At 53.3% G+C, this 18,236-nt stretch carries 17 protein-coding genes and 1 tRNA gene; 3 read left to right on the forward strand and 15 right to left on the reverse strand.

The window, feature by feature from the left end; genetic code table 11:
• From AC128V_RS03255 to AC128V_RS03290, 8 genes are all read right to left on the reverse strand, one after another.
• On the reverse strand, nt 1-4,271 hold a 4,271-nt coding region (locus tag AC128V_RS03255; protein WP_482763246.1), incomplete at its 3' end, for a LamG-like jellyroll fold domain-containing protein.
• Nucleotides 4,272-4,412: 141 nt separating this feature from the next.
• Entirely contained in the window at nt 4,413-4,991 is a 579-nt protein-coding gene (locus tag AC128V_RS03260) for a hypothetical protein (RefSeq protein WP_482763247.1), read from the reverse strand.
• Nucleotides 4,992-5,094: 103 nt separating this feature from the next.
• Nucleotides 5,095-5,475 (reverse strand): 50S ribosomal protein L7/L12, encoded by a 381-nt coding sequence (gene rplL / locus AC128V_RS03265; RefSeq protein ID WP_482763248.1) that lies wholly within the window; start codon nt 5,473-5,475, stop codon nt 5,095-5,097.
• A gap of 30 nt (nt 5,476-5,505) precedes the next feature.
• Entirely contained in the window at nt 5,506-6,018 is a 513-nt protein-coding gene (gene rplJ / locus AC128V_RS03270; RefSeq protein ID WP_482763249.1) for a 50S ribosomal protein L10, read from the reverse strand.
• Nucleotides 6,019-6,181: 163 nt separating this feature from the next.
• Nucleotides 6,182-7,975, reverse strand: coding sequence for a DEAD/DEAH box helicase (locus AC128V_RS03275; protein ID WP_482763250.1), 1,794 nt, complete (start codon nt 7,973-7,975; stop codon nt 6,182-6,184).
• A 95-nt stretch (nt 7,976-8,070) separates the two neighbouring features.
• A complete protein-coding gene (locus tag AC128V_RS03280; protein WP_482763251.1) occupies nt 8,071-8,322 on the reverse strand; it encodes a glutaredoxin domain-containing protein in 252 nt (83 codons plus the stop codon).
• A gap of 4 nt (nt 8,323-8,326) precedes the next feature.
• On the reverse strand, nt 8,327-8,968 hold the full coding sequence (locus tag AC128V_RS03285; RefSeq protein WP_482763252.1) for an HAD-IA family hydrolase: 642 nt from the start codon (nt 8,966-8,968) through the stop codon (nt 8,327-8,329).
• A complete protein-coding gene (locus tag AC128V_RS03290; RefSeq protein WP_482763253.1) occupies nt 8,961-9,983 on the reverse strand; it encodes a hypothetical protein in 1,023 nt (340 codons plus the stop codon). Before AC128V_RS03290 ends, AC128V_RS03285 begins: the two co-directional genes overlap by 8 nt.
• Before the next feature lie 22 nt (nt 9,984-10,005).
• Between AC128V_RS03290 and AC128V_RS03295 the strand changes: the two genes are divergently transcribed.
• Complete coding sequence (locus AC128V_RS03295; RefSeq protein ID WP_482763254.1) at nt 10,006-10,983, forward strand: PfkB family carbohydrate kinase; 978 nt, start codon at nt 10,006-10,008, stop codon at nt 10,981-10,983.
• On the opposite strand, the gene AC128V_RS03300 is transcribed toward AC128V_RS03295, so the two are convergent.
• Nucleotides 10,952-12,694, reverse strand: coding sequence for a sensor histidine kinase (locus AC128V_RS03300; RefSeq protein WP_482763255.1), 1,743 nt, complete (start codon nt 12,692-12,694; stop codon nt 10,952-10,954). The two genes, AC128V_RS03295 and AC128V_RS03300, sit on opposite strands and share 32 nt — an antisense overlap.
• 3 nt (nt 12,695-12,697) lie before the next feature.
• A complete protein-coding gene (locus AC128V_RS03305; protein WP_482763256.1) occupies nt 12,698-13,351 on the reverse strand; it encodes a response regulator in 654 nt (217 codons plus the stop codon).
• A 96-nt stretch (nt 13,352-13,447) separates the two neighbouring features.
• On the opposite strand from AC128V_RS03305, the gene AC128V_RS03310 reads away from it, so the two are divergent.
• Complete coding sequence (locus AC128V_RS03310; protein ID WP_482763257.1) at nt 13,448-15,016, forward strand: TM0106 family RecB-like putative nuclease; 1,569 nt, start codon at nt 13,448-13,450, stop codon at nt 15,014-15,016.
• Here AC128V_RS03310 and rplA read toward each other — a convergent pair.
• From rplA to AC128V_RS03335, 5 genes are all read right to left on the reverse strand, one after another.
• Nucleotides 15,009-15,701: a 50S ribosomal protein L1 gene (gene rplA, locus AC128V_RS03315; RefSeq protein WP_482763258.1), complete on the reverse strand. Its 693-nt coding sequence runs from the start codon at nt 15,699-15,701 to the stop codon at nt 15,009-15,011. The two genes, AC128V_RS03310 and rplA, sit on opposite strands and share 8 nt — an antisense overlap.
• Before the next feature lie 81 nt (nt 15,702-15,782).
• Nucleotides 15,783-16,214 (reverse strand): 50S ribosomal protein L11, encoded by a 432-nt coding sequence (rplK, locus tag AC128V_RS03320; RefSeq protein ID WP_482763259.1) that lies wholly within the window; start codon nt 16,212-16,214, stop codon nt 15,783-15,785.
• A 21-nt stretch (nt 16,215-16,235) separates the two neighbouring features.
• The gene (gene nusG, locus AC128V_RS03325; RefSeq protein ID WP_482763260.1) at nt 16,236-17,069 is read right to left on the reverse strand and encodes a transcription termination/antitermination protein NusG; all 834 of its coding nucleotides are present in this window, start codon (nt 17,067-17,069) and stop codon (nt 16,236-16,238) included.
• 10 nt (nt 17,070-17,079) lie between these two features.
• Nucleotides 17,080-17,343, reverse strand: a complete 264-nt coding sequence (secE, locus tag AC128V_RS03330; RefSeq protein ID WP_482763261.1) for a preprotein translocase subunit SecE — start codon at nt 17,341-17,343, stop codon at nt 17,080-17,082.
• Nucleotides 17,344-17,365: 22 nt separating this feature from the next.
• Nucleotides 17,366-17,438: transfer RNA gene (locus tag AC128V_RS03335), tRNA-Trp, on the reverse strand.
• A gap of 211 nt (nt 17,439-17,649) precedes the next feature.
• On the opposite strand from AC128V_RS03335, the gene AC128V_RS03340 reads away from it, so the two are divergent.
• The coding region (locus AC128V_RS03340) for an aminotransferase class I/II-fold pyridoxal phosphate-dependent enzyme (protein WP_482763262.1) at nt 17,650-18,236 on the forward strand (587 nt) is incomplete at its 3' end.

Genomic DNA, 18,236 nt, shown 5'->3' on the forward strand with positions numbered 1-18,236 from the left:
AATACACCGCCGGTGCCCTTACTTGAAATCACAGTGTTGCTTGGGTTTGATCCAAACAAGAATGAGAGGCCGAAGGTGTCCGTGTTATTCGCAGTTGATGTTCCGATGATTGAAATTGCTTGGCTGTGAGAGCTATAGCTCTCGTACAAACTCGGGAAACCAGGCTCGCCAAGGACTTCCAGGCCATGCGAGTTGTTGCCCTCAGCGCTTGTTGTAGAGCTGCTGTTTCCGGAAAGAATGAGGCGGCCATTTCCGGCCTTCATAATCACTTGGCCGTTGATGTTTAGACCGATGCGCCTAGAGGCATCGCCTCTGATCACGATATCTCCGCCACCGGAGTAGGCGGCAAATGCGTTGGACACGGGCCGATCTCCAAGCCAGACAGCGTCGCCGGCATTGACGCTGGCAACGCTTCTGGCTGAACCATCGGGTAAGCCATCGGCGTTGGTATCAAGACCACCAGCGATGTAGATGTGTCCACCACCGGTGAGAGCGGTTGTGCTTCCGCCAACCGTGTTCAAAATAACACCTCGCTCAGCCCTGAAGAAGCCTGCACCGTTGTTGTCGGAGTCGGACCAAAGAATCAGGTTTCCACCATTTAGAACCATGTCAACATTCGCCGAGAGGGAGATGCTTCCATTTGCTCGCAGGGTGAGGCTGGCTGTCGCTGAGGTGGTGACATCTGCAGAAACTGTGATGTTTCCCGAGGCCGAGATGACAGTTGAGAAACTGGCCATGTGGCGTACTAGATCGGAAGCCAAGATGTTTGTGGTTCCAGTGCCGGAAGTTGCAAAGAACTCGCCGTCAACAAAGGCACCCTGAGTGGTAACACCGTTTGCGATGTTTACGTTGGCAGGGAATGCCCCTGGGGTTACCGACAAAGTCGTTGCAATTGCTGCATCTGTAGTGAAGGTAAGGGTTTGAGCGGTCAAGACAGTGCTTGTGTATCCAAGACCAGTGAAGGTCGCAATTCCATCAAACACATTCACAGTAAGTGACTGTGTAAGGGCGTTGCCGTTGATCTGCAAGACACCAGGAGATGCAGTTACAGTCACGGTACCGGTTGTCGATATCTTGTTACCCGACAAGTCATTGATCTGAACCTTGATGGGATTTACGAATGCACTACCTGGCCTAACTCCAAGAGGAGTGTTCGTTACCTGAAGCTGTGCTCCCCAAGAAAGGACCACAACACCGGTTCCACCAGTACCACCGTACGAATCAGTTAGCCAGTCGCCACCAGCACCGCCGCCACCGCCACCGGTGTTAACAGATCCGCTTCCACCTGTGAGCATAGATCCTGTGCCACCGCCGCCAGCACCGGCAGCTCCATGATTAGTCCCGGCATGCCACGCACCGCCACCACCACCTGCATATGTCAGAGTCGTGCCCGTTATTGAGCTGGTAGCACCGTCACCACCTTTACCTCCACTGGTCGAGGTTCCAGGCAATCCCGCTTGAGACGCGCCACCACCACCGGAAGACTGCCAGGCACCACTGGTGGCCGTACCACCGGAGAAACCTTGGCCCGCAGTTCCACTAGCTCCAGTTCGCACATCCGTTGAGTCGTTTAGACCACCACCACCACCACCAGAGCCGCCTGGCAAGGGCTTAGCTTGAGCCAAGGTGAGTCTGACTTGGTTCGCATCATGATTGGAGCCGCGACCGCCACCTGAAACCGAGATTGGTCCCAGGGCTGAGGCGTGCCCGTTATTCGCAACTCTTACCACGCCGTTGTTTGTATAGCTGTCTGTCTCGGCAGTCAGGAAGGAACCAACACCACCCTGTCCCACAAGCACTCTAACCACGGTTGAACTAAAGGTTGCAACTTGAGAGCTGGTGAAACCACCCGCACCACCACCACCACCAACCATTGAGCCACCGCCGCCGCCACCGCCGACAACTAGAGACTTGTAACGGCTCACTCCCGCAGGGAGTGTGTAGCCGCCGGTCGCGGTTAGGTAACTGCGCTTAAATCGAATGTAGTTCTGGTGATTAAAGGCGGTGCCGCTGTCGAGGAGGAAGTTCTCGTTGAAGTCAGTGGATGCATAACCTCCGGCCACATCGGTATTGACTACCAAGGTGTTGTTGTTTCCTGTTCGGTCTCTAACTATGCCGCTTTCAAACTCATTGAAGTCGTAGTGCGCCTTTAGCGTGCCAGTCACTCCAGAGCTTGAGTAGGTATACATCGAAGCTTGAATATTCGCTTCGTCCAAAGCGGTAGACCAAACCTTAACCTGATCAATCGCTCCAGATACCTCGGCATAGGAATTGTCCCATTGCCTAGCGCCACCGATGGCGAACTCAGGCCCGATGGCACCCCAGGTGACTGTGGAGTCGACAAGCTTAATTCCGTCAACGAAAATTTCAGCATCGTTGCCATTGCGCACAAAAGCAATGTGATACCAACGTTCAGTAGTCAGAATGTGACTGGTTAGGTCCCCGTATGCAGAGCCGCCGAGGGTGTAATGCAATTTTCCGCCGTTGAGCCATAGTGACACACGCTGTGAATAAGCCTGTGGCGTGTCCATTTGCGAAAACAGCCCATGCCAGCCGGGACCTAAATCCGAGGCGTCAAGGTAATACCAAGCCTCGTAGGTCCAGTTTCCGGTGGCTGGAATTACTTGAGAGTTTGTGTAGGCAAAGGACTGTGGCGTGGAGTTTTTATCCCACACCAAATCTTTGGTTGGCGAGTAGCGAACAATCACAACACCAGATCCACCATTGCCACCCATGGTATTGACGCTTTGGTTTGATTGGTGTTCACCACCACCACCACCGGCACCGGTATTTGCTGGAGCGTTGGAACCGGCGGTGTAAGCCACGGAGTTGACGGTTATGCTTCCGTCCTGAGTCGTGCCAGCTCCAGATCCACCCCAAGCGTAAGTTACCGAAGTTCCGGTAATTGCGGAAGCTAGACCTGGCCCACCATCTCCGGCTTTGTTAGAGGTTCCGGTTCCACCGACTCCGCCAGCACCACCACCACCACCGGAGTGAAAGGTGCCACTCGAATCAGCGTTTCCACCAGCGAATCCTTGGCCCGCCGTTCCTGCAGCTCCGAGGCCGGCATACATACCTCCACCGCCACCGGAACCACCGGTTCCTGCAGTGCTGCCTGTTGGCCCTGCGTTATCAGAACCACCGTTTCCGCCACCGTCTGCTGTACTTGAAGCCAAGATGCTGGACTGACCGGAACCGGCATAACGTGTGGAGCCGTTGGTTTGACCAAATTGGTCTGAACCCCAACCGCCTTGTCCGCCCATACCAACTTTGACGTTTACTATTCCGGACAGGGAAACGCCGGTCTGAGAGATCAGGCCACCCGCACCACCACCAGCGCCTCGCCAGCCGCTATCGTCTCTACCGGGGCCACCGCCACCACCACCGGCAACCACCAGGGTTCTGAAGTTGGTGGCGTCCGCAGGGGCCTTCCAGCCGCCCAGTCCCGGCAGATAGGTTCGCGGGAAGGTAATGACGGTGTCGCCACCTGAATGGCTGACCTGTTTGATGTCGGAGTAAACATTTGTGGAACCAGCGGTAGTTAGGTTGATTGAAGACTTTCGCCCGTAAACGGTCGAACCAGAACCGTTGTTGAAGTCCCAGTAGGCCATAAGCCCGGTATCAGAGCTTGTAGCTCGGTTGTGCATGTCTTGCACAAGTGAACTTGATCGGTTCGAGGACCAAAGTTTCACCTCATCTATGTCGCCAACGAAAACACCTGTCCAGTAACCCCAAGAACCGAGGGACGTGGCGCGCTCTTCCGCATTTGAACCATTCACGCCTTGCGCGGTGCGACCGCTAGCCGAGTGAACAAGTTGACCATTTAGGTAGAACTGGACATTGGAGCCGTCCATGACCAGGGAGACGTGAGTCCAGGCGTTGACCCTAGCGACGATGTTTGTGTCTTGACGACCACTCCATCCGCTAGCGGTGCCGTAGTAGTAGGACCACTTTCCGCCGCAAACAATTATTGAGTAGTCGTAATGACGCCTAGCAAGAATGTGGTCAGAATTGGCAGTCATGGAACCGGGTTTTACCCACGCTTCGAAAGTGAACTGCGACCCAGGGCGCACATTTTGGTCGTTTGTGTAGGCGACGTTGCTAGTCAGGCTGAATGAGTAGTCGACTTCAGAGTCCGATCCGTCAATGGCTGACTGGGCGATCAAGGAACTCGTAATTGAAATCGCCACCGCTAGGAATACACCGAGAACAGCGAGGCCAAGACGGCGCAACCACTTGGTTGCCCCTCTTGATAACTGCAGCTCGGTCATAATCTCTCTCGTTTTCAGGCATGCGAACGCACACCCTTTAGGCCCTTCAATTCTAGGAAGGGGGTATGGTCGTACTTCCGCGTAGATACGGGTATCCGAAGGCATTTTGACACGTTTGAGAGCGGGAAATTTGAGAGTTTTTTAGCGAACCAAAACCATGGCTGATTCAACCAGTTGGCCAGCGACAAAAACCTTCACTTCGACCAGGCGATTACTGCCTATTTTGGTGAGGTTTGCAGTGAAGTTATTGTCCAAAATAGACATCTCACGGAACTTATTGCCCACCTGAATCGAGAGCTTCTGACCAGATAGATTCTTGGTGTAGACGGCGACATAACCCAAAAAAGAACCAATGGTTACCTTGGTATCTTTTTCGGTCTCGAGCGACACGATTTCGATCTGGAATGAAGATTTTGCTCTTCCGGAGTCTGAAACCAAAGTGATTGTGACATCACCGGGGTTGGTGCCCAGTGGGATACGGATCGCGATCAGGGTATTTGACGAGACTTGGAAGGTTGTTGGCAGATCATCGATTAGGACTTTTTCGACCTGTTTGAAGTCCCAACCGGCGACCCTGATCACACTGTCGGCACTGGCCTGAGAGCCCTCGATTGCAGGCGATGCCTTTGGGGCAAGATGGATGTTTACTGCTTGAGCGGGAAGGGCAAGAATTACCAGCAGCATGGCTGCGATAGCGGTTATTGCCTTCTTTAGTCCCATTTGGGTTCAGCCTATAAAGCGAGTGTCTTTATGGCTTTTGGAACCACAGGGAAAAGAAAATCCCCCAGGTAAACCTGGGGGATCAATCTTTGCTTTGGGGGGATTACTTTAGGGTAACCTTGCCGCCGGCAGCTTCTAGCTTTGCCTTAGCGTCCTCAGCGGTCTCCTTCTTAGCGCCCTCAAGGATGGTTGCAGGTGCACCATCAACAAGAGCCTTCGCCTCGCCTAGACCTAGGTTGGTGATTGCACGTACTTCCTTGATGACCTGGATCTTCTGGTCGCCAGCGGCTTCTAGTACAACGTCGAACTCGGTCTTCTCTTCTGCAGCCTCAGCAGGTGCAGCTGCGCCAGCAGCGGCAACAGCAACAGGTGCAGCAGCAGAAACTTCGAATACCTCTTCGAACTTCTTGACGAAGTCAGATAGCTCGATAAGGGTTAGCTCCTTGAATGCTTCAATGAGCTGGTCGGCAGATAGCTTTGCCATTTGTGTCTCCTAATGGGTTGTGAACGATTGTTATTTGGACTCTTGCTTTTGACGCAAAGCGTCGACAACGCGAACGGTTCCCGAAGGAAGCGCGTTGAAGGTGTAGGCAGCCTTGAACAACGTGGCCTTTAGAGCACCAGCGGCCTTGGCCAGTAGTACTTCGCGAGTCTCGAGGTCCGCAAGCTTCTTAACCTCTGCCTCGGTAAGAGCAGTGCCATCCATGACACCGGTCTTTACCACTAGCAGTGGGTTTGCCTTTGCGAAGTCCTTCAGTGCCTTTGCTACGGAAACTGCGTCTCCGTGAACGAATGCCAATGCAGATGGTCCAAATAGCTGACCGTCGAAAGCAGAAACTCCTGCTTCCTTTGCTGCGATTGTTAGAAGGGTGTTCTTAGCAACTACGTATGTTGCGTCATTAGCCAATGTGCGACGCAGCTCCTTGAGCTGAGTCACGGTGAGTCCGCGGTATTCAGTAAGGATTACTGCACTCGAGCTAGAGAACTTGTCTTTTAGCTCGGCGACCGTAGCCTTCTTGTCTGCCATGGCACTCCTTGTTTGTATTGGTGCCGGTCAGTTCTTAAAAGAAAAAGCTCCGAACGCAGAGTAAACGTTCAGAGCTTAAAAAGCTTCTTACATTCACCTGCGCTGGCCTTCACTTTCGTGAACCTTAATCAACGCAGGTGAATCTAGAAACTAATTTCTTTGATTACCTTTGACGAAACCGGCGGTCTTTGGCTGCGTATAGCTTATTTCCAGAGCTGCGGTCGCGCAAGTTCTTTTTTACCGCGGACTTGTTAGTGGTCTCGAAACGAGAGTCACCAAAGTCCAAGGAGTCAACAATCGGTGGTGGGGCAATTGGTCCTGCAAGATCCGTAATTACCTTGTCACCCGGGGTTACGTGAACGTACTTTGCCTGACGGTCAGCACGCTCTAGTAGTCCCTCAACCTTGCGGGTTCTGCCTAGCGGAACGAGCGAAACCACGGTGCCGGAGCGACCGGCGCGGCCGGTACGACCTGCGCGGTGAAGGTAAGTCTTGTATTCCTCTGGAAGGTCAAGCTGGATTACCAACTTCACATCGTCAACGTGAATACCGCGAGCAGCAACGTCGGTTGCAATCATCACGCGAGCAGCTCCATGGGTGAAGCGCTCTAGGTTCTTGGTGCGCTGAGCCTGGTTTAGGTCACCGTGTAGACGAGCGGTTGAAACACCGGCATCGTTTAGCGACTGCGATAGTGCCTCAGCGGTTGCCTTGGTGCGAACGAACACGATCGACTTACCCTCGCCCTGAACTAGGCGGTGGAAGATCTGTGAGCGGTCTCTAGGCTCCATGGTCAAAACGATGTGGTCGATGTCCGAAGACTCGTTTACCTCACCCGGTACCTCGTAGACGTATGGGTTTGGCATGAAGCGCTTGACTAGGTTGGCAACCTGCTTGTCCAAAGTTGCAGAGAACAACAGCTTCTGGGAATCCCCAGTTGCCTCCAAGATGCGAGTTACTGGCTCAACAAAGCCAAGCTCACACATGTGGTCAGCCTCGTCGATAACGATGCGCTCGACACCGGAAAGATCAACTAGGCCCTGAGCCATTAGATCCTCTAGACGGCCTGGGGTTGCAATTGCAATGTCAACACCGCGCTTTAGAGCCTGCTCCTGACGGTACTGAGGCACACCACCGTAAATGGTGGTGGTGAAAAAGCCAACGCTCTTTGCAAGCTGTGACAGGGTGCGGTCAATCTGCTCTGCAAGCTCTCGAGTAGGAGCAAGAACTAGTGCGCGAGGCTTGCGAGCTTCGCGAGGCTGGTTACCGGCTGCTGCCAGCATTGCTACCAGTGGTACACCAAAAGCAATGGTCTTACCGCTACCGGTCTTACCGCGACCTAGAACATCCTGTCCAGCCATTGCAACCGGAATGGTTGCTGCCTGGATTGGGAAAGGTGTCGCTGCACCCATCTTGGCAAGTTCCTGGGTCAGACGCTCTGGAAGGTCCATCTCCTGGAAGGTTGCGAAGGTAGCTGCATCGGTCGCACTCTCAAGGCGCTCTAGCTTGACGTCCTGTGAGAAGGTCTTGCCGGTTGAGCTCTTGGCACGAGCACCATCGAAGCTGCGGTTGCGGTCGTTGTCACGAGCTACGCGATCTGGACGCTCCGAAAAAGTCTTGCGGGCTGGGTCGAAGTCACGACCACCGGTGCGAGGCTTGCGGTCACCATCAAAGTCACGGGAAGCACGAGGCTTGCGATCTGCTTCGTAGTCCGGGCGTGCGGTGCGTGGCTTACGATCTGCTTCGTAGTCCGGGCGTGCGGTGCGAGGCTTGCGATCTACCTCAACGATGCGCTCTGACTTTGGAACGTAGTCACCCTTGTTGGATGCATAGCCCTTACGGCCATCACGCTTAGCTGGGGACTCACTGCGAGCAGAATCCCATTTCGGGGCTACTGCTCTTTTTTTGCCAGCGGCAGCTGGCCTGGGCGCGCGCGAAGGCGACGAAAAATCTTTTGGCATTTTGAGTATTCCTTAGGGACGTGCCCAAGGACGGTTTCCTCTAGCACTACGAATTCCAAGCCTAGGCGCTATGCGCCTAAAAAGATAGAACTAAATTAGCTAACGAGGCCGCGGAGCTTTAGCTCAGCGTGCAAAATGGCATCGCTTGGCTCAACCAAGTGGGTGCCATCCGCAAAGCGAATCACCGGAATGTTGGTGCGGCCCGAGATCTCTTTCGAGCGATCCGCAGCGGCTGCATCTTCGGCAACGTCGTGCATCTCGTATTCAACACCCAAGGTGTTTAGAAGTGACTTAGACCTTCTGCAATCGCTGCACCAGTCTGCTCCGTAGAACTCAATTTCTGCCATTTAGCTACCTCAACCTAATCGAATCTGGAATTACTAACTCGCCATCGACAAAGGTAATTCCCTTGAGAGAGCGAACCACTATGTCTGCTTGGGTGTCAAGCGCATGTTCGGTGACACCAACCAGCAGTCCTGCACCAGCTTCTAGCCCCGCAAGTATTCCGGAGGCGGCATCTTCAAACACCACACAGTCGGATATATCGAAGCCCAGATTGGCAGCACCTTTGAGATATGGCTCTGGGTGAGGCTTGCCGTTTTCAACATCCCAGGCGGTTACTAGCTCGTTTGGGATTGGGATACCGGCAGCGCTCAGTCTGGCTTTTGCAAGGTTTGGGTTGGCACTTGTAACAACGGTCCACACTCCAGATTGCATTGAGGTTAGGAATTCAACAGAGCCTTCTAATGGGACGGTTAGGTGGGCAAGGTCCTGCTCGAGCTTGTTGATATAGTCATCTGCCTCTTTGAAGCGCTGCTCCCCCACCATCTGCAAAACTAGATCCTGAGCACGCCGACCGTGGTGCTCTGAGGTTAGTTCAAACCCCGGGTGATACTTCTCGCCCCACGCTCGCCAGGCGCTGATTGCACCGGGCATGGAGTCAACTAGGACGCCATCGTTGTCAAATAGCAACCCCTTGTAATAACTACGCACTCGTGACTGGGTTTCTCGAGATCATGGTTCGGTAGATACCGAAGGTGGCAAGGAACAGCAGAACAAGCGCTGGTAGCAGTTTCTCCAATGCCCAGGTGAGCGAGATTGGATTTACGAATGGCTGCTGGGATGCAGGGTCATTCTCGACCCACTCTGGCCACTCGCGCAGTGCCTCAATTGCTGCAAATCCAAAGGTGAAAGCCATGACGGTCACCACTACTCCAAAGATGATCGAGAGCACGAAGTTTAGGTTCACAGCTGCGGTTCCGGTTTGTCTTGGCCTTGGTGGCAATGGCTTTGAAGACTTTGCCTGCGCGGCAAATCGGGTTCCGATGATGATCGAGGTTGCGATAATCGCCTGGATGATTACCCAAATCCAGATATCCAACGTGGTGCGGGTGGTGTCATAAACCGCCAAGCCAAAGATGATGGCGATTGCGGTACCGATGATTGGTGCGGCGTAAGCCAGCCCAACTGCGCGCTGCAATCGTGCTCGCTCCTCATCGCGCTCTTCGGGCGAGATGTCGGGTGCATCCTTGCGGAAGACAAAGGCGAACAGGATCACAACGACAACCAAAGCGGTGGCCAGCACGATCGGAACGTAGACCCCAAAGATTCGAATCAAAGGGGATACATCCCTGGAGCCGTAGTTATTGAAAGCGCCAAAAAAGGTTCCGATTGCAAAAACCGCGCCGGCAACTAGAGAAAGGATCACAAAAAGGTTGTTGAAGCGGTGGGCGCTAAGCGCTAGCGGTGAGTCGTTATCCACGCGAAGCGCTAAGGCCATGCGCTGACCAAGTAGCGATGCTACGGCTACTCCGATGATGCCCAAAAGAAACAGGTAAACGCTCCACTGCAGTGTGATTTCGTATGGCAGCTGAGTACCGTTTTTGTCATAGGTTGGGTACTCACGCGTCAGATCGACGTATTGGGCCAACATCATCATGACCCAGAGGAAAACTACGCCGATTAGTGGAAGCTGTATTGCTCGATTAGCCGTTCTAGATTCACTCATAGCTACAGCCTAGACTTACCGCATGATTTTGGTGATTGGCGAGGCGCTCATAGACCTTATCGGCGCAGCCGATAGCTCATGTCACTATCAAGCGGTGGTTGGTGGGGCAAATGCCAACGTGGCCTTGGCACTGGCTCGGCGCGGAGTTGACCAAAAATTTATGGTTCGAATCTCGTCCGATGGCTTTGGCAAGCAGATTCGCGAGCGCTTGGGTTCTAATGGCGTAAACCTGGATTACAGCATCAGCGCCAAAGAACAGACTTCGCTTGCGGTTGCAACCATTGGCGATGGTGGATCAGCTAGCTACAGCTTCTACGTTGATGGCACCGCCGACTGGGGATGGACGGAGCAAGAACTTCCAAATGCCGTTGAGCTTGCCTCACTTGACACCAGAGCCGTGCAGTTTGGTTGCCTGGCGATGGCAATCGCTCCTGGTGGTTTGGTGCTGGAGAAATGGCTAAGTGAGCTTTTCGCAACAGACCAAATGACCTTGAGTCACGATCTAAATATTCGCTCCGCCCTTGGGTTTGAGCGTGAGAGTGAACTTGCGCGAGTAAAGAGAATCAATGCTCACAGCCACATCATCAAGGCATCGGATGCCGATATCGAATGGCTATATGACCTAGCCGTTGGTGCAGCGCTTGATGAGATCGCGCTGGAGTGGAGCAAAGGTGGCAGGTTAGTTGTGATTACCCGCGGTGGCGATGGCGCAACGCTCTATTTGAATGGCAACAAGCTTCACGCGAAAGCCCCAAGTATCAACCTGGTCGACACCGTTGGTGCCGGAGACACCTTTATGGCGAACCTTTTGGCTGAGCTCGATCTAGTTGACGCCCTGGGTGATGAACCGATTTCTAGGCTTGCAAAACTTGATGCTGGACAGCTGCAAAGAGCCGCTGAGATTGCAGCTGTCGCAGCGGGAATTGTTTGCGAGCGAAAAGGCTGTGAGCCGCCGACCCTTGCGGAGACTACTGCTCGAGTTGCAGACCAAGCGCGATAGTTGCGGTGAACCTTACGCCGTCTCTAGTTTTGTAGAGCCTGTGGCTGTGGGTAAGTTCTGCAATAACGCTGGATCCAAGACCCCGCTGGCCAGTAACAATCTCAGAGCCATCGTTATCAACAATTAGATCCACCAGCTGGCCGTCTTGAGTAATGCTGACCTTGATGTTCTTTGCCTTGCCGTGCTTGATTGCGTTGGTTATTGCCTCTCGCAAGACCTCGATGGTGCTTCTAGCCAAGCTTTGCTGCTGATCCAAAACGGCTTGGGCATCCGGTTGAATTGCGTACTCGATATCGCAGGTATCTTCCCAAACCTCGGCAATGTCTTGAATGATTTGGCTAAAGCTCTCGCCCTCAAGGTATTCAGTTTGGCCAAGTCGTGAGATTGCCTTATCAACCGCATCCCTAACCTTTTCAAGATCTGAGATGGATGGTTGATCTATCTTGGATAGCTGCAGGGCGGTGGCATGCAAAGTGGCCTGCACGCTGCCGTGTAGTTCTGTAGCCAGCATCTTTTGGTCAAGCCATACCTGCTGGCGCAGCTGAGAGTTTAGAAGTCTGAGCTCCTCGACAATTGCGCGCAATTGAGCCTGAGATATCTCGGACTGATTTTGAGCTACCGCCATCAAATAGATACTCGGATATGCGATCGAGAAGAACACCGGTGACTGCACCATGAAAGCGGCTGGGAGAGTAAGGGTGTCCCAGAAGGTAAAGGGATAAGCAGTAAGACCGATCAAGGCACCGGCCGGTATGGAAACTAGAAAGCCAAACAGGGTTGGGTGATCAAGGTTCACCGTTAGTGCCTTCACCGCGTAGGTGATCAATCCAAACCAGCTGGTTAGCACCAGGGCAGTAATCAAGCCTTGCAGCGGATTGCTCGATGCCGAGAGCATCGAGAACCCAAGGACAAAAGCGGTCAGTGCTGTCCAACCAACCGGCAATGAGTTGCCTAGGATAGTGCGCTTTGGAAGCGTTAGGCGGCCCAGCTTTGTAAAAAACGGTGCGGCAGCGGTCAAAGTTGGAGGATCAAAGCGCATCGCGAGTTCGTGGCTCAGCGGCCTAACCACGTCTTCGTTGAGACCTCGCAAAGCCCTCACGATTGCGGATGCATCCTTAGAGAGTCTGGCATCGCTTAGGTGCTTAGAGATTTCCCAAAGCGAAGGGGTGACCATCTCGCTAATGCGAGCCCTTTGAGCTAGCCGCAGCCGGTCAATTTCCTGGGCAAACTCGAGTCTGGATTGAGTCAGGGAGTACTGCTCACGACGAAGTTCCTGGTCGATCTCTCTTTGCGCAAGGTAGGAGGCAACCAAGGTATTGAAAACCATGTAAACCGCGGTCACATAAATCGGAGCTGCGAACAGTCGGAACCAAATATCGCTAGCCGGTATTACTTCCAGCAGCGACCCGACATTGAAGACAGTAATGCCTCGCACAAGGCCGGCCAGTAGCAAAATTACAAGGTTGGAAGGTGCTTTTGCCTTACCGAAAATTCTGGTGTGAGCCTGACCCAAAAGTTCGATGCTCAAGACAGTCGCGGCAAAACCAGCTACAACTACAACGAGCCAGCTAACTGGATCGCCGCCTAAGCGACCATAGTCATTGATTAGTCCGGTGACAATCGCAGGTAATGCAAAGAAGAGGTGAGAACGCCAGTTCAGGGCATGCTTGCCACCGAGAGCATTCCATGGGGAAACAGTGCGCTGCGGCAAGAACTAGGCCTGCTCTTTGAGCTGGTGGTACTTGCTGGCCGCCTCAACCCTTGGGTTTCCGTCTTTTGGATCGATGGACATAAGTTCAAAGATTCGAGTGAGCATGCCCTCAACGGCCCTAATGGTGGTGCCACGAAGCTCCGCGATCTGGGCGTTGGTTTTGCCCTCGCTCAGTAACTGCAGAGTCTCAACTTGGCGGCGAGAAAGTGCTGAGAAGGGACGGTTGCTTGCTAGATCGTGACGGTATTCCTTGGTGATCGCATCCGTCAGCACGGCCTCGATGGCATCGACTAGCTCTTGGCCATTCTGGATTGCCCCTTTGCGCAGGTAGGCCTGGTTGGACTTCACCATTGATACGTCTTTTTTGCCAAAGCGCGGATCTGGAAGATTGGTTAGGTAAACAATTCCAACTGCTGGAGTCGATGGATTTAGCGACTCAACAAGTTCAAAACCATTTGGGCCAGGACCGAGTTCAATATCCACAACTATGGCATCAGGGTCAATGGACTTCATTGCTCGCTTGGCGTCTGCCGCGTTGGCGGCTGTAGTGACTACAAAACCTGCTGATTCGACAGCTCGTGCCAAAAGGTCTCGCATCAGCGGTTCGTTTTCAACCACTAGAACGTGGCGGTAGGCCTTTGGGTCTGTCTTTGGCATTTGGCTCCCCTTGTGAACGTTAGCAAGCATAATCTGAGCACGGGTATCCGCACATATCAACCGAATAATGTCACAACCCTGGGGCACACTTTAGCCATGCGTAAAACCACATCCGGACTAAGTTTTGACTCTCGAGACCTAATGAGATCGCAGTGCTCACACTGCACTCGAGTTTCGGTGGCACGAGAGTTAGAGGTCAAGGGTCTTCGCGAGTTGATCGAGCAGTTCTACGTAAAGCCCGACAGCCTAGCCATTCGTTACGGCATGAAATTTGAGACCGCCCTGGAGCAAGAGCTTTTGCAGAACCTTGGTGAACTGGTTCAAGCCCCCAAGCCGCAAACCCTTGAGGCAACAATTGAGCTTATGCGGCAGGGCGTGCCGGTTATCTACCAGGGCGTTCTCAAAGGTGGTTCTGGGGAGCTTCAATTCTCTGGACGCCCAGACTTTCTGATTCGCGGTGACTACCGCTTCGAATTCTCAGACGCTGGGCTAACCGCTACCCAGAGCGGTGAATGGACCGGCGGCTATGCAGCGTGGGATGCCAAGTTATCCAGCACCGCAAAACCCGACTATCAGATTCAGGTCGGACTCTACGTGGACGTGCTTCGAGAGTTGGGGTTTGAGGCTCCGGTGGAGCACGGCCTAATATTGGGCAATAGAGAGTTCGCGAGATTCGCCGCCGATGCGGTCATCGCTCAGATGATTGCAAAGCGTGCCGCGTATCAAGACAGTGTTTTGGCGCTAATCCAGCAGGATCCAAAGACCCTTGCGGACCTAGGTCCCTTGGTTTGTGAGGCATCGACCTACTGCGATATGTGCGAATACCCAGCTCTATGTAGACACATGAGGTTCGAAACCAACCACCTGCAACTGGTTGCGGGAATCACTAAGGCTCAAATAGAGGCACTTCGTCAGCTGGGGGTTCTCACCATTCGCCAGCTAGCAGAACTAGATTCTGGAACAGATAAGCATCCTGCCGAGGTAATTAGGAAGCTGGCACTGCAGGCAAGATTGCAGCAGGAATTCCTTGATACCGGGGAGCGCTCCCAGATTGTCACCGACCCTGAGCTTCTGGCAGAACTTCCACAGCCAAATCCTGGCGATCTGTTTTTCGATCTCGAGGGCTTTACGTTCTTTGGTGAGCCTGGAGGATTGGAATACCTGTGGGGCTGGGTGGATGCCAAGGGGGAATTCTTCCACCACTGGGCCGATGATCGCCAGGGCGAAGAGCAAGCATATGAAGCATTTATGCAAACCGTTCTGCTCAATCGCAAGCGCTACCCGGAGAGTCGGATTTACCACTATGCGCAATACGAGAAGACGGCGCTCAAAAAGCTCGCTGCCAGGACCGGCAAGTTTGAGTATGAGGTGATGCAGCTAATTGAAAACGGTGTCTTTGTTGACCTCTACCGCGTGGTGGAGAAAACACTGGTGATCTCCGAGGAGCGTTACAGCATTAAAAACCTTGAGAACTTCTACCAGTTCGATCGCTCATCGGACGTCAAGGAAGCAATGGGCTCAATGGAGTTCTACGACCAGTACCTAACCACCTTGGCTCAGGATCCCGCCTCCGCGGAAAAGCTAAAGCGCCAGGTGATTGCATACAACCGAGACGATTGCGCAAGCACACTGGCGCTTTATAAGTGGCTTAGAAACCTTACATAAAGGTTGCAGTATCCAAAGGAATGCCAGGACCGAAAGTGGTCGCTACGGCACCCTTTAGAAGGTACTTACCCTTTGAGGTAGAAGGCTTTAGACGAACAACCTCATCCATTGCGGCGTTTAGGTTCTCAGTTAGCTGAACCTTGGTGAAGCTTGCCTTACCAATGATGAAGTGAAGGTTGGACTGCTTGTCAATGCGGAAGTCAATCTTTCCGCCCTTGATGTCAGTAACAGCCTTAGCGGTGTCCATGGTTACGGTTCCGGTCTTTGGGTTTGGCATTAGGTTACGAGGACCTAGAACCTTACCTAGACGACCAACCTTGCCCATTAGGTCAGGAGTGGAAACTGCGTAGTCGAAGTCGACCCAGCCTGCCTCAACCTTGGCGATTAGCTCATCGCCACCGACCTCGTCGGCTCCAGCCTCACGAGCTGCGTCTGCTGCGGCACCATTTGCAAACACGATTACTCGGGCTACTTTTCCAGTTCCGTGAGGGAGAGATACCGTGCCACGGATCATCTGGTCAGCCTTACGAGGGTCCACTCCAAGCTTGAGTGCAACCTCGATGGTTGAGTTGGTCTTCTTACCTGCGGTTTCGATCGCAAGGGCGGCAGCTTCTTCTGCGTTGTAGAGCTTGCCTTCTTGGATCTTTGCTGCGGCCTCGTTATAGGCCTTTGAGCGCTTTGCCATTCTGCTTTTCCTTTCGGTCACAGTCCGTGGTTCTAAGGGGCGCTAACCCCTCCCACGACTATTTATGTTTGGTTATTGGGTTTATAGCTCGGTGGTGATGCCCATTGAGCGGGCAGTTCCAGCGATGATCTTTGCTGCTGCTTCGACGTCGTTAGCGTTTAGGTCGCTCATCTTCGCCTCCGCAATCTTCAACACCTGGTCACGGGATAGCTTTGCAACCTTCACGGTGTGAGGGGTTGCGCTTCCCTTCTGAACTCCAGCTGCCTTCTTGATTAGCTCAGCGGCAGGAGGGGTCTTCAGAATGAAGGTGAATGAACGGTCTTCGTAAACGGTGATCTCAACCGGTACTACGTTGCCACGCTGGTCAGCGGTCGCTGCGTTGTACTGGGTGCAGAACTCCATAATGTTTACACCGTGCTGACCTAGAGCAGGTCCGATAGGTGGAGCTGGGTTAGCAGCGCCAGCCTGGATCTGAAGCTTGATCAGACCGGTGACTTTCTTCTTGGGTGCCATGTTTTTTTCTTTTCTCTCTTATTAGTTCAGTGGTCCGACTTGGTCAAAAGACAGCTCCACTGGAGTCTCACGCTCGAATAGCGAAACTAGAACGGTGATCTTGCCAGAGGCTGGGTTGATCTCCGAAATTGTGCCTGGAAGGCCAGCGAATGAGCCGTCCTTGATCATGATGGATTCGCCAACCGAGAAGTCGATCTTTACTGGGATCGACTTGCCCTTGGCCTTGCCACCAGACGAGATTGCAGCCTTGGCACTCTTGACCTCTTCGGTTTCCTCAGGGGTGAATAGCGGCTTTAGCATCTCAAAAGCTTCGTTTGGACGAAGTGGGGTTGGGTGCTGGCTGTTGCCAACAAAACCGGTAACCGCAGGAGTGTGGCGCACTAGCGACCAGGTGTCCTCGGTCATTTCCATACGGACTAGCACGTAACCAGGGATACGAACCTTGGAAACTAGCTTGCGCTGACCGTTCTTGATCTCGATGGTCTCTTCCATTGGGACCTCGATCTGGAAGACCTGGTCACCACCGGCTAGAGCTGCACGACGAACCTCAATGTTCTGCTTCACGCGACGCTCGTAACCTGCGTAGGAGTGGATAACAAACCACTTACCATCCTGCTCGCGAAGTTCCTGACGGAACTTGCGGTAAGGGTCTTCCTCGACCGCTGCTGCATCGGCTGCAACAACCTCTGCCTCGGAAGGTACCTCTTCGATTTGGAAACCGTCGAGCTCGTGCTCTGCCTCAACCTCTGAGAGGTCTAGGTCGGCCTCGTCCAGGTCGGTGTTCTCGTTCACTGCGTCCTCGGACTGAGCCATTGGCTCAGTTTCCTCGGTGTCGCTGAAGTTTAGGTCTGACACAAATTCCTCTTTATCCTGCAAATACGAAGGTGACAACGTTGTAGAAGACCCAGTCCAAGCCGCTGATGATTGCCATCACGACTGCAACGAATCCGAGCACAACGCCGGTGTAGTTGATCAGCTCTTTGCGGGTTGGTCTGGTGACCTTCCCAAGCTCAGCAGCTACCTGACGGAAAAACAGCGTTCCGCGCTGAAGCGGGTTCTTGGTCTTAGCTTTTTCCGCTTTCGCAGCTTCAACTAAGTCTTCAGAGGCGTTCTGTGTCTCTTCTGACATTTGTCATCCTTCTTTGTTAGCGCAGGGCGGACAGGATTTGAACCTGCAACTTGCGGTTTTGGAGACCGCTGCTCTACCAATTGAACTACCGCCCTATCGTTGCCATCTACATCAACCTGAACAGACACGAGGCTTGGTTTCAAGTGTCACCTGAGAAAGGCAGACTTCTAGATTGAATCTATTAGTTTGATTTTTCGCCAGATTAGTTTGGGCAGATGTCAACTTGAAAGAGTTTAGGGGTAAAGACAGGGATATGCAACGGGGATTCTGGCCCGAATGCCCTGAAACCTAAGTATCCTTTTAGCCATGTCCGCAAACCGTATTTCGCAAAGAATCGCTGCCATCGCTGAGAGTGCAACACTCAAAGTTGATGCCAAGGCAAAAGCACTCAAAGCCGAGGGCAAGGATGTTATTTCCTATGCCGCTGGAGAGCCGGATTTTGCGACCCCGCAGCACATCGTCGAGGCCGCTGTTTTGGCAGTTCGAGACCCGAAGAACCACCGCTACACCCCGGCAGCTGGTCTTCCAGAACTTCGCGAGGCGATCGTCGAGAAGACCAAGCGTGACTCCGGTACCAATGTCACCGCAGCTCAGGTGATTGTTACCAATGGTGGCAAGCAAGCGGTTTACCAGGCATTTGCAGTGATCTTGGACCCGCAGGATGAGGTCTTAGTTCCAGCCCCTTATTGGACTACCTACCCAGAGGCAATCAAGCTTGCCGGCGGTAAGCAGGTCGATGTTTTCGCTGGCAGTGACCAGGACTACAAGGTCACAGTTGCTCAGCTTGAAGCTGCTTACACCCCTAAGACCAAGGCACTTTTGCTTTGCTCACCTTCTAACCCAACCGGTGCGGTTTACACCAAAGAAGAGATCTTGGCGATTGGCCAGTGGGT

This window comes from Aquiluna sp., from assembly GCF_965064355.1.

What these genes read in the sequence shown, in the direction of transcription:
- rplA (WP_482763258.1), bottom strand. Translation starts at nt 15,701, where the DNA reads ATGGCAAAGCGCTCAAAGGCCTATAACGAGGCCGCAGCAAAGATCCAA.
- AC128V_RS03295 (WP_482763254.1), top strand. Translation starts at nt 10,006, where the DNA reads ATGATTTTGGTGATTGGCGAGGCGCTCATAGACCTTATCGGCGCAGCC.
- AC128V_RS03310 (WP_482763257.1), top strand. Translation starts at nt 13,448, where the DNA reads ATGCGTAAAACCACATCCGGACTAAGTTTTGACTCTCGAGACCTAATG.
- AC128V_RS03280 (WP_482763251.1), bottom strand. Translation starts at nt 8,322, where the DNA reads ATGGCAGAAATTGAGTTCTACGGAGCAGACTGGTGCAGCGATTGCAGA.
- AC128V_RS03290 (WP_482763253.1), bottom strand. Translation starts at nt 9,983, where the DNA reads ATGAGTGAATCTAGAACGGCTAATCGAGCAATACAGCTTCCACTAATC.
- AC128V_RS03305 (WP_482763256.1), bottom strand. Translation starts at nt 13,351, where the DNA reads ATGCCAAAGACAGACCCAAAGGCCTACCGCCACGTTCTAGTGGTTGAA.
- AC128V_RS03275 (WP_482763250.1), bottom strand. Translation starts at nt 7,975, where the DNA reads ATGCCAAAAGATTTTTCGTCGCCTTCGCGCGCGCCCAGGCCAGCTGCC.
- AC128V_RS03260 (WP_482763247.1), bottom strand. Translation starts at nt 4,991, where the DNA reads ATGGGACTAAAGAAGGCAATAACCGCTATCGCAGCCATGCTGCTGGTA.
- rplK (WP_482763259.1), bottom strand. Translation starts at nt 16,214, where the DNA reads ATGGCACCCAAGAAGAAAGTCACCGGTCTGATCAAGCTTCAGATCCAG.
- rplJ (WP_482763249.1), bottom strand. Translation starts at nt 6,018, where the DNA reads ATGGCAGACAAGAAGGCTACGGTCGCCGAGCTAAAAGACAAGTTCTCT.
- rplL (WP_482763248.1), bottom strand. Translation starts at nt 5,475, where the DNA reads ATGGCAAAGCTATCTGCCGACCAGCTCATTGAAGCATTCAAGGAGCTA.
- secE (WP_482763261.1), bottom strand. Translation starts at nt 17,343, where the DNA reads ATGTCAGAAGAGACACAGAACGCCTCTGAAGACTTAGTTGAAGCTGCG.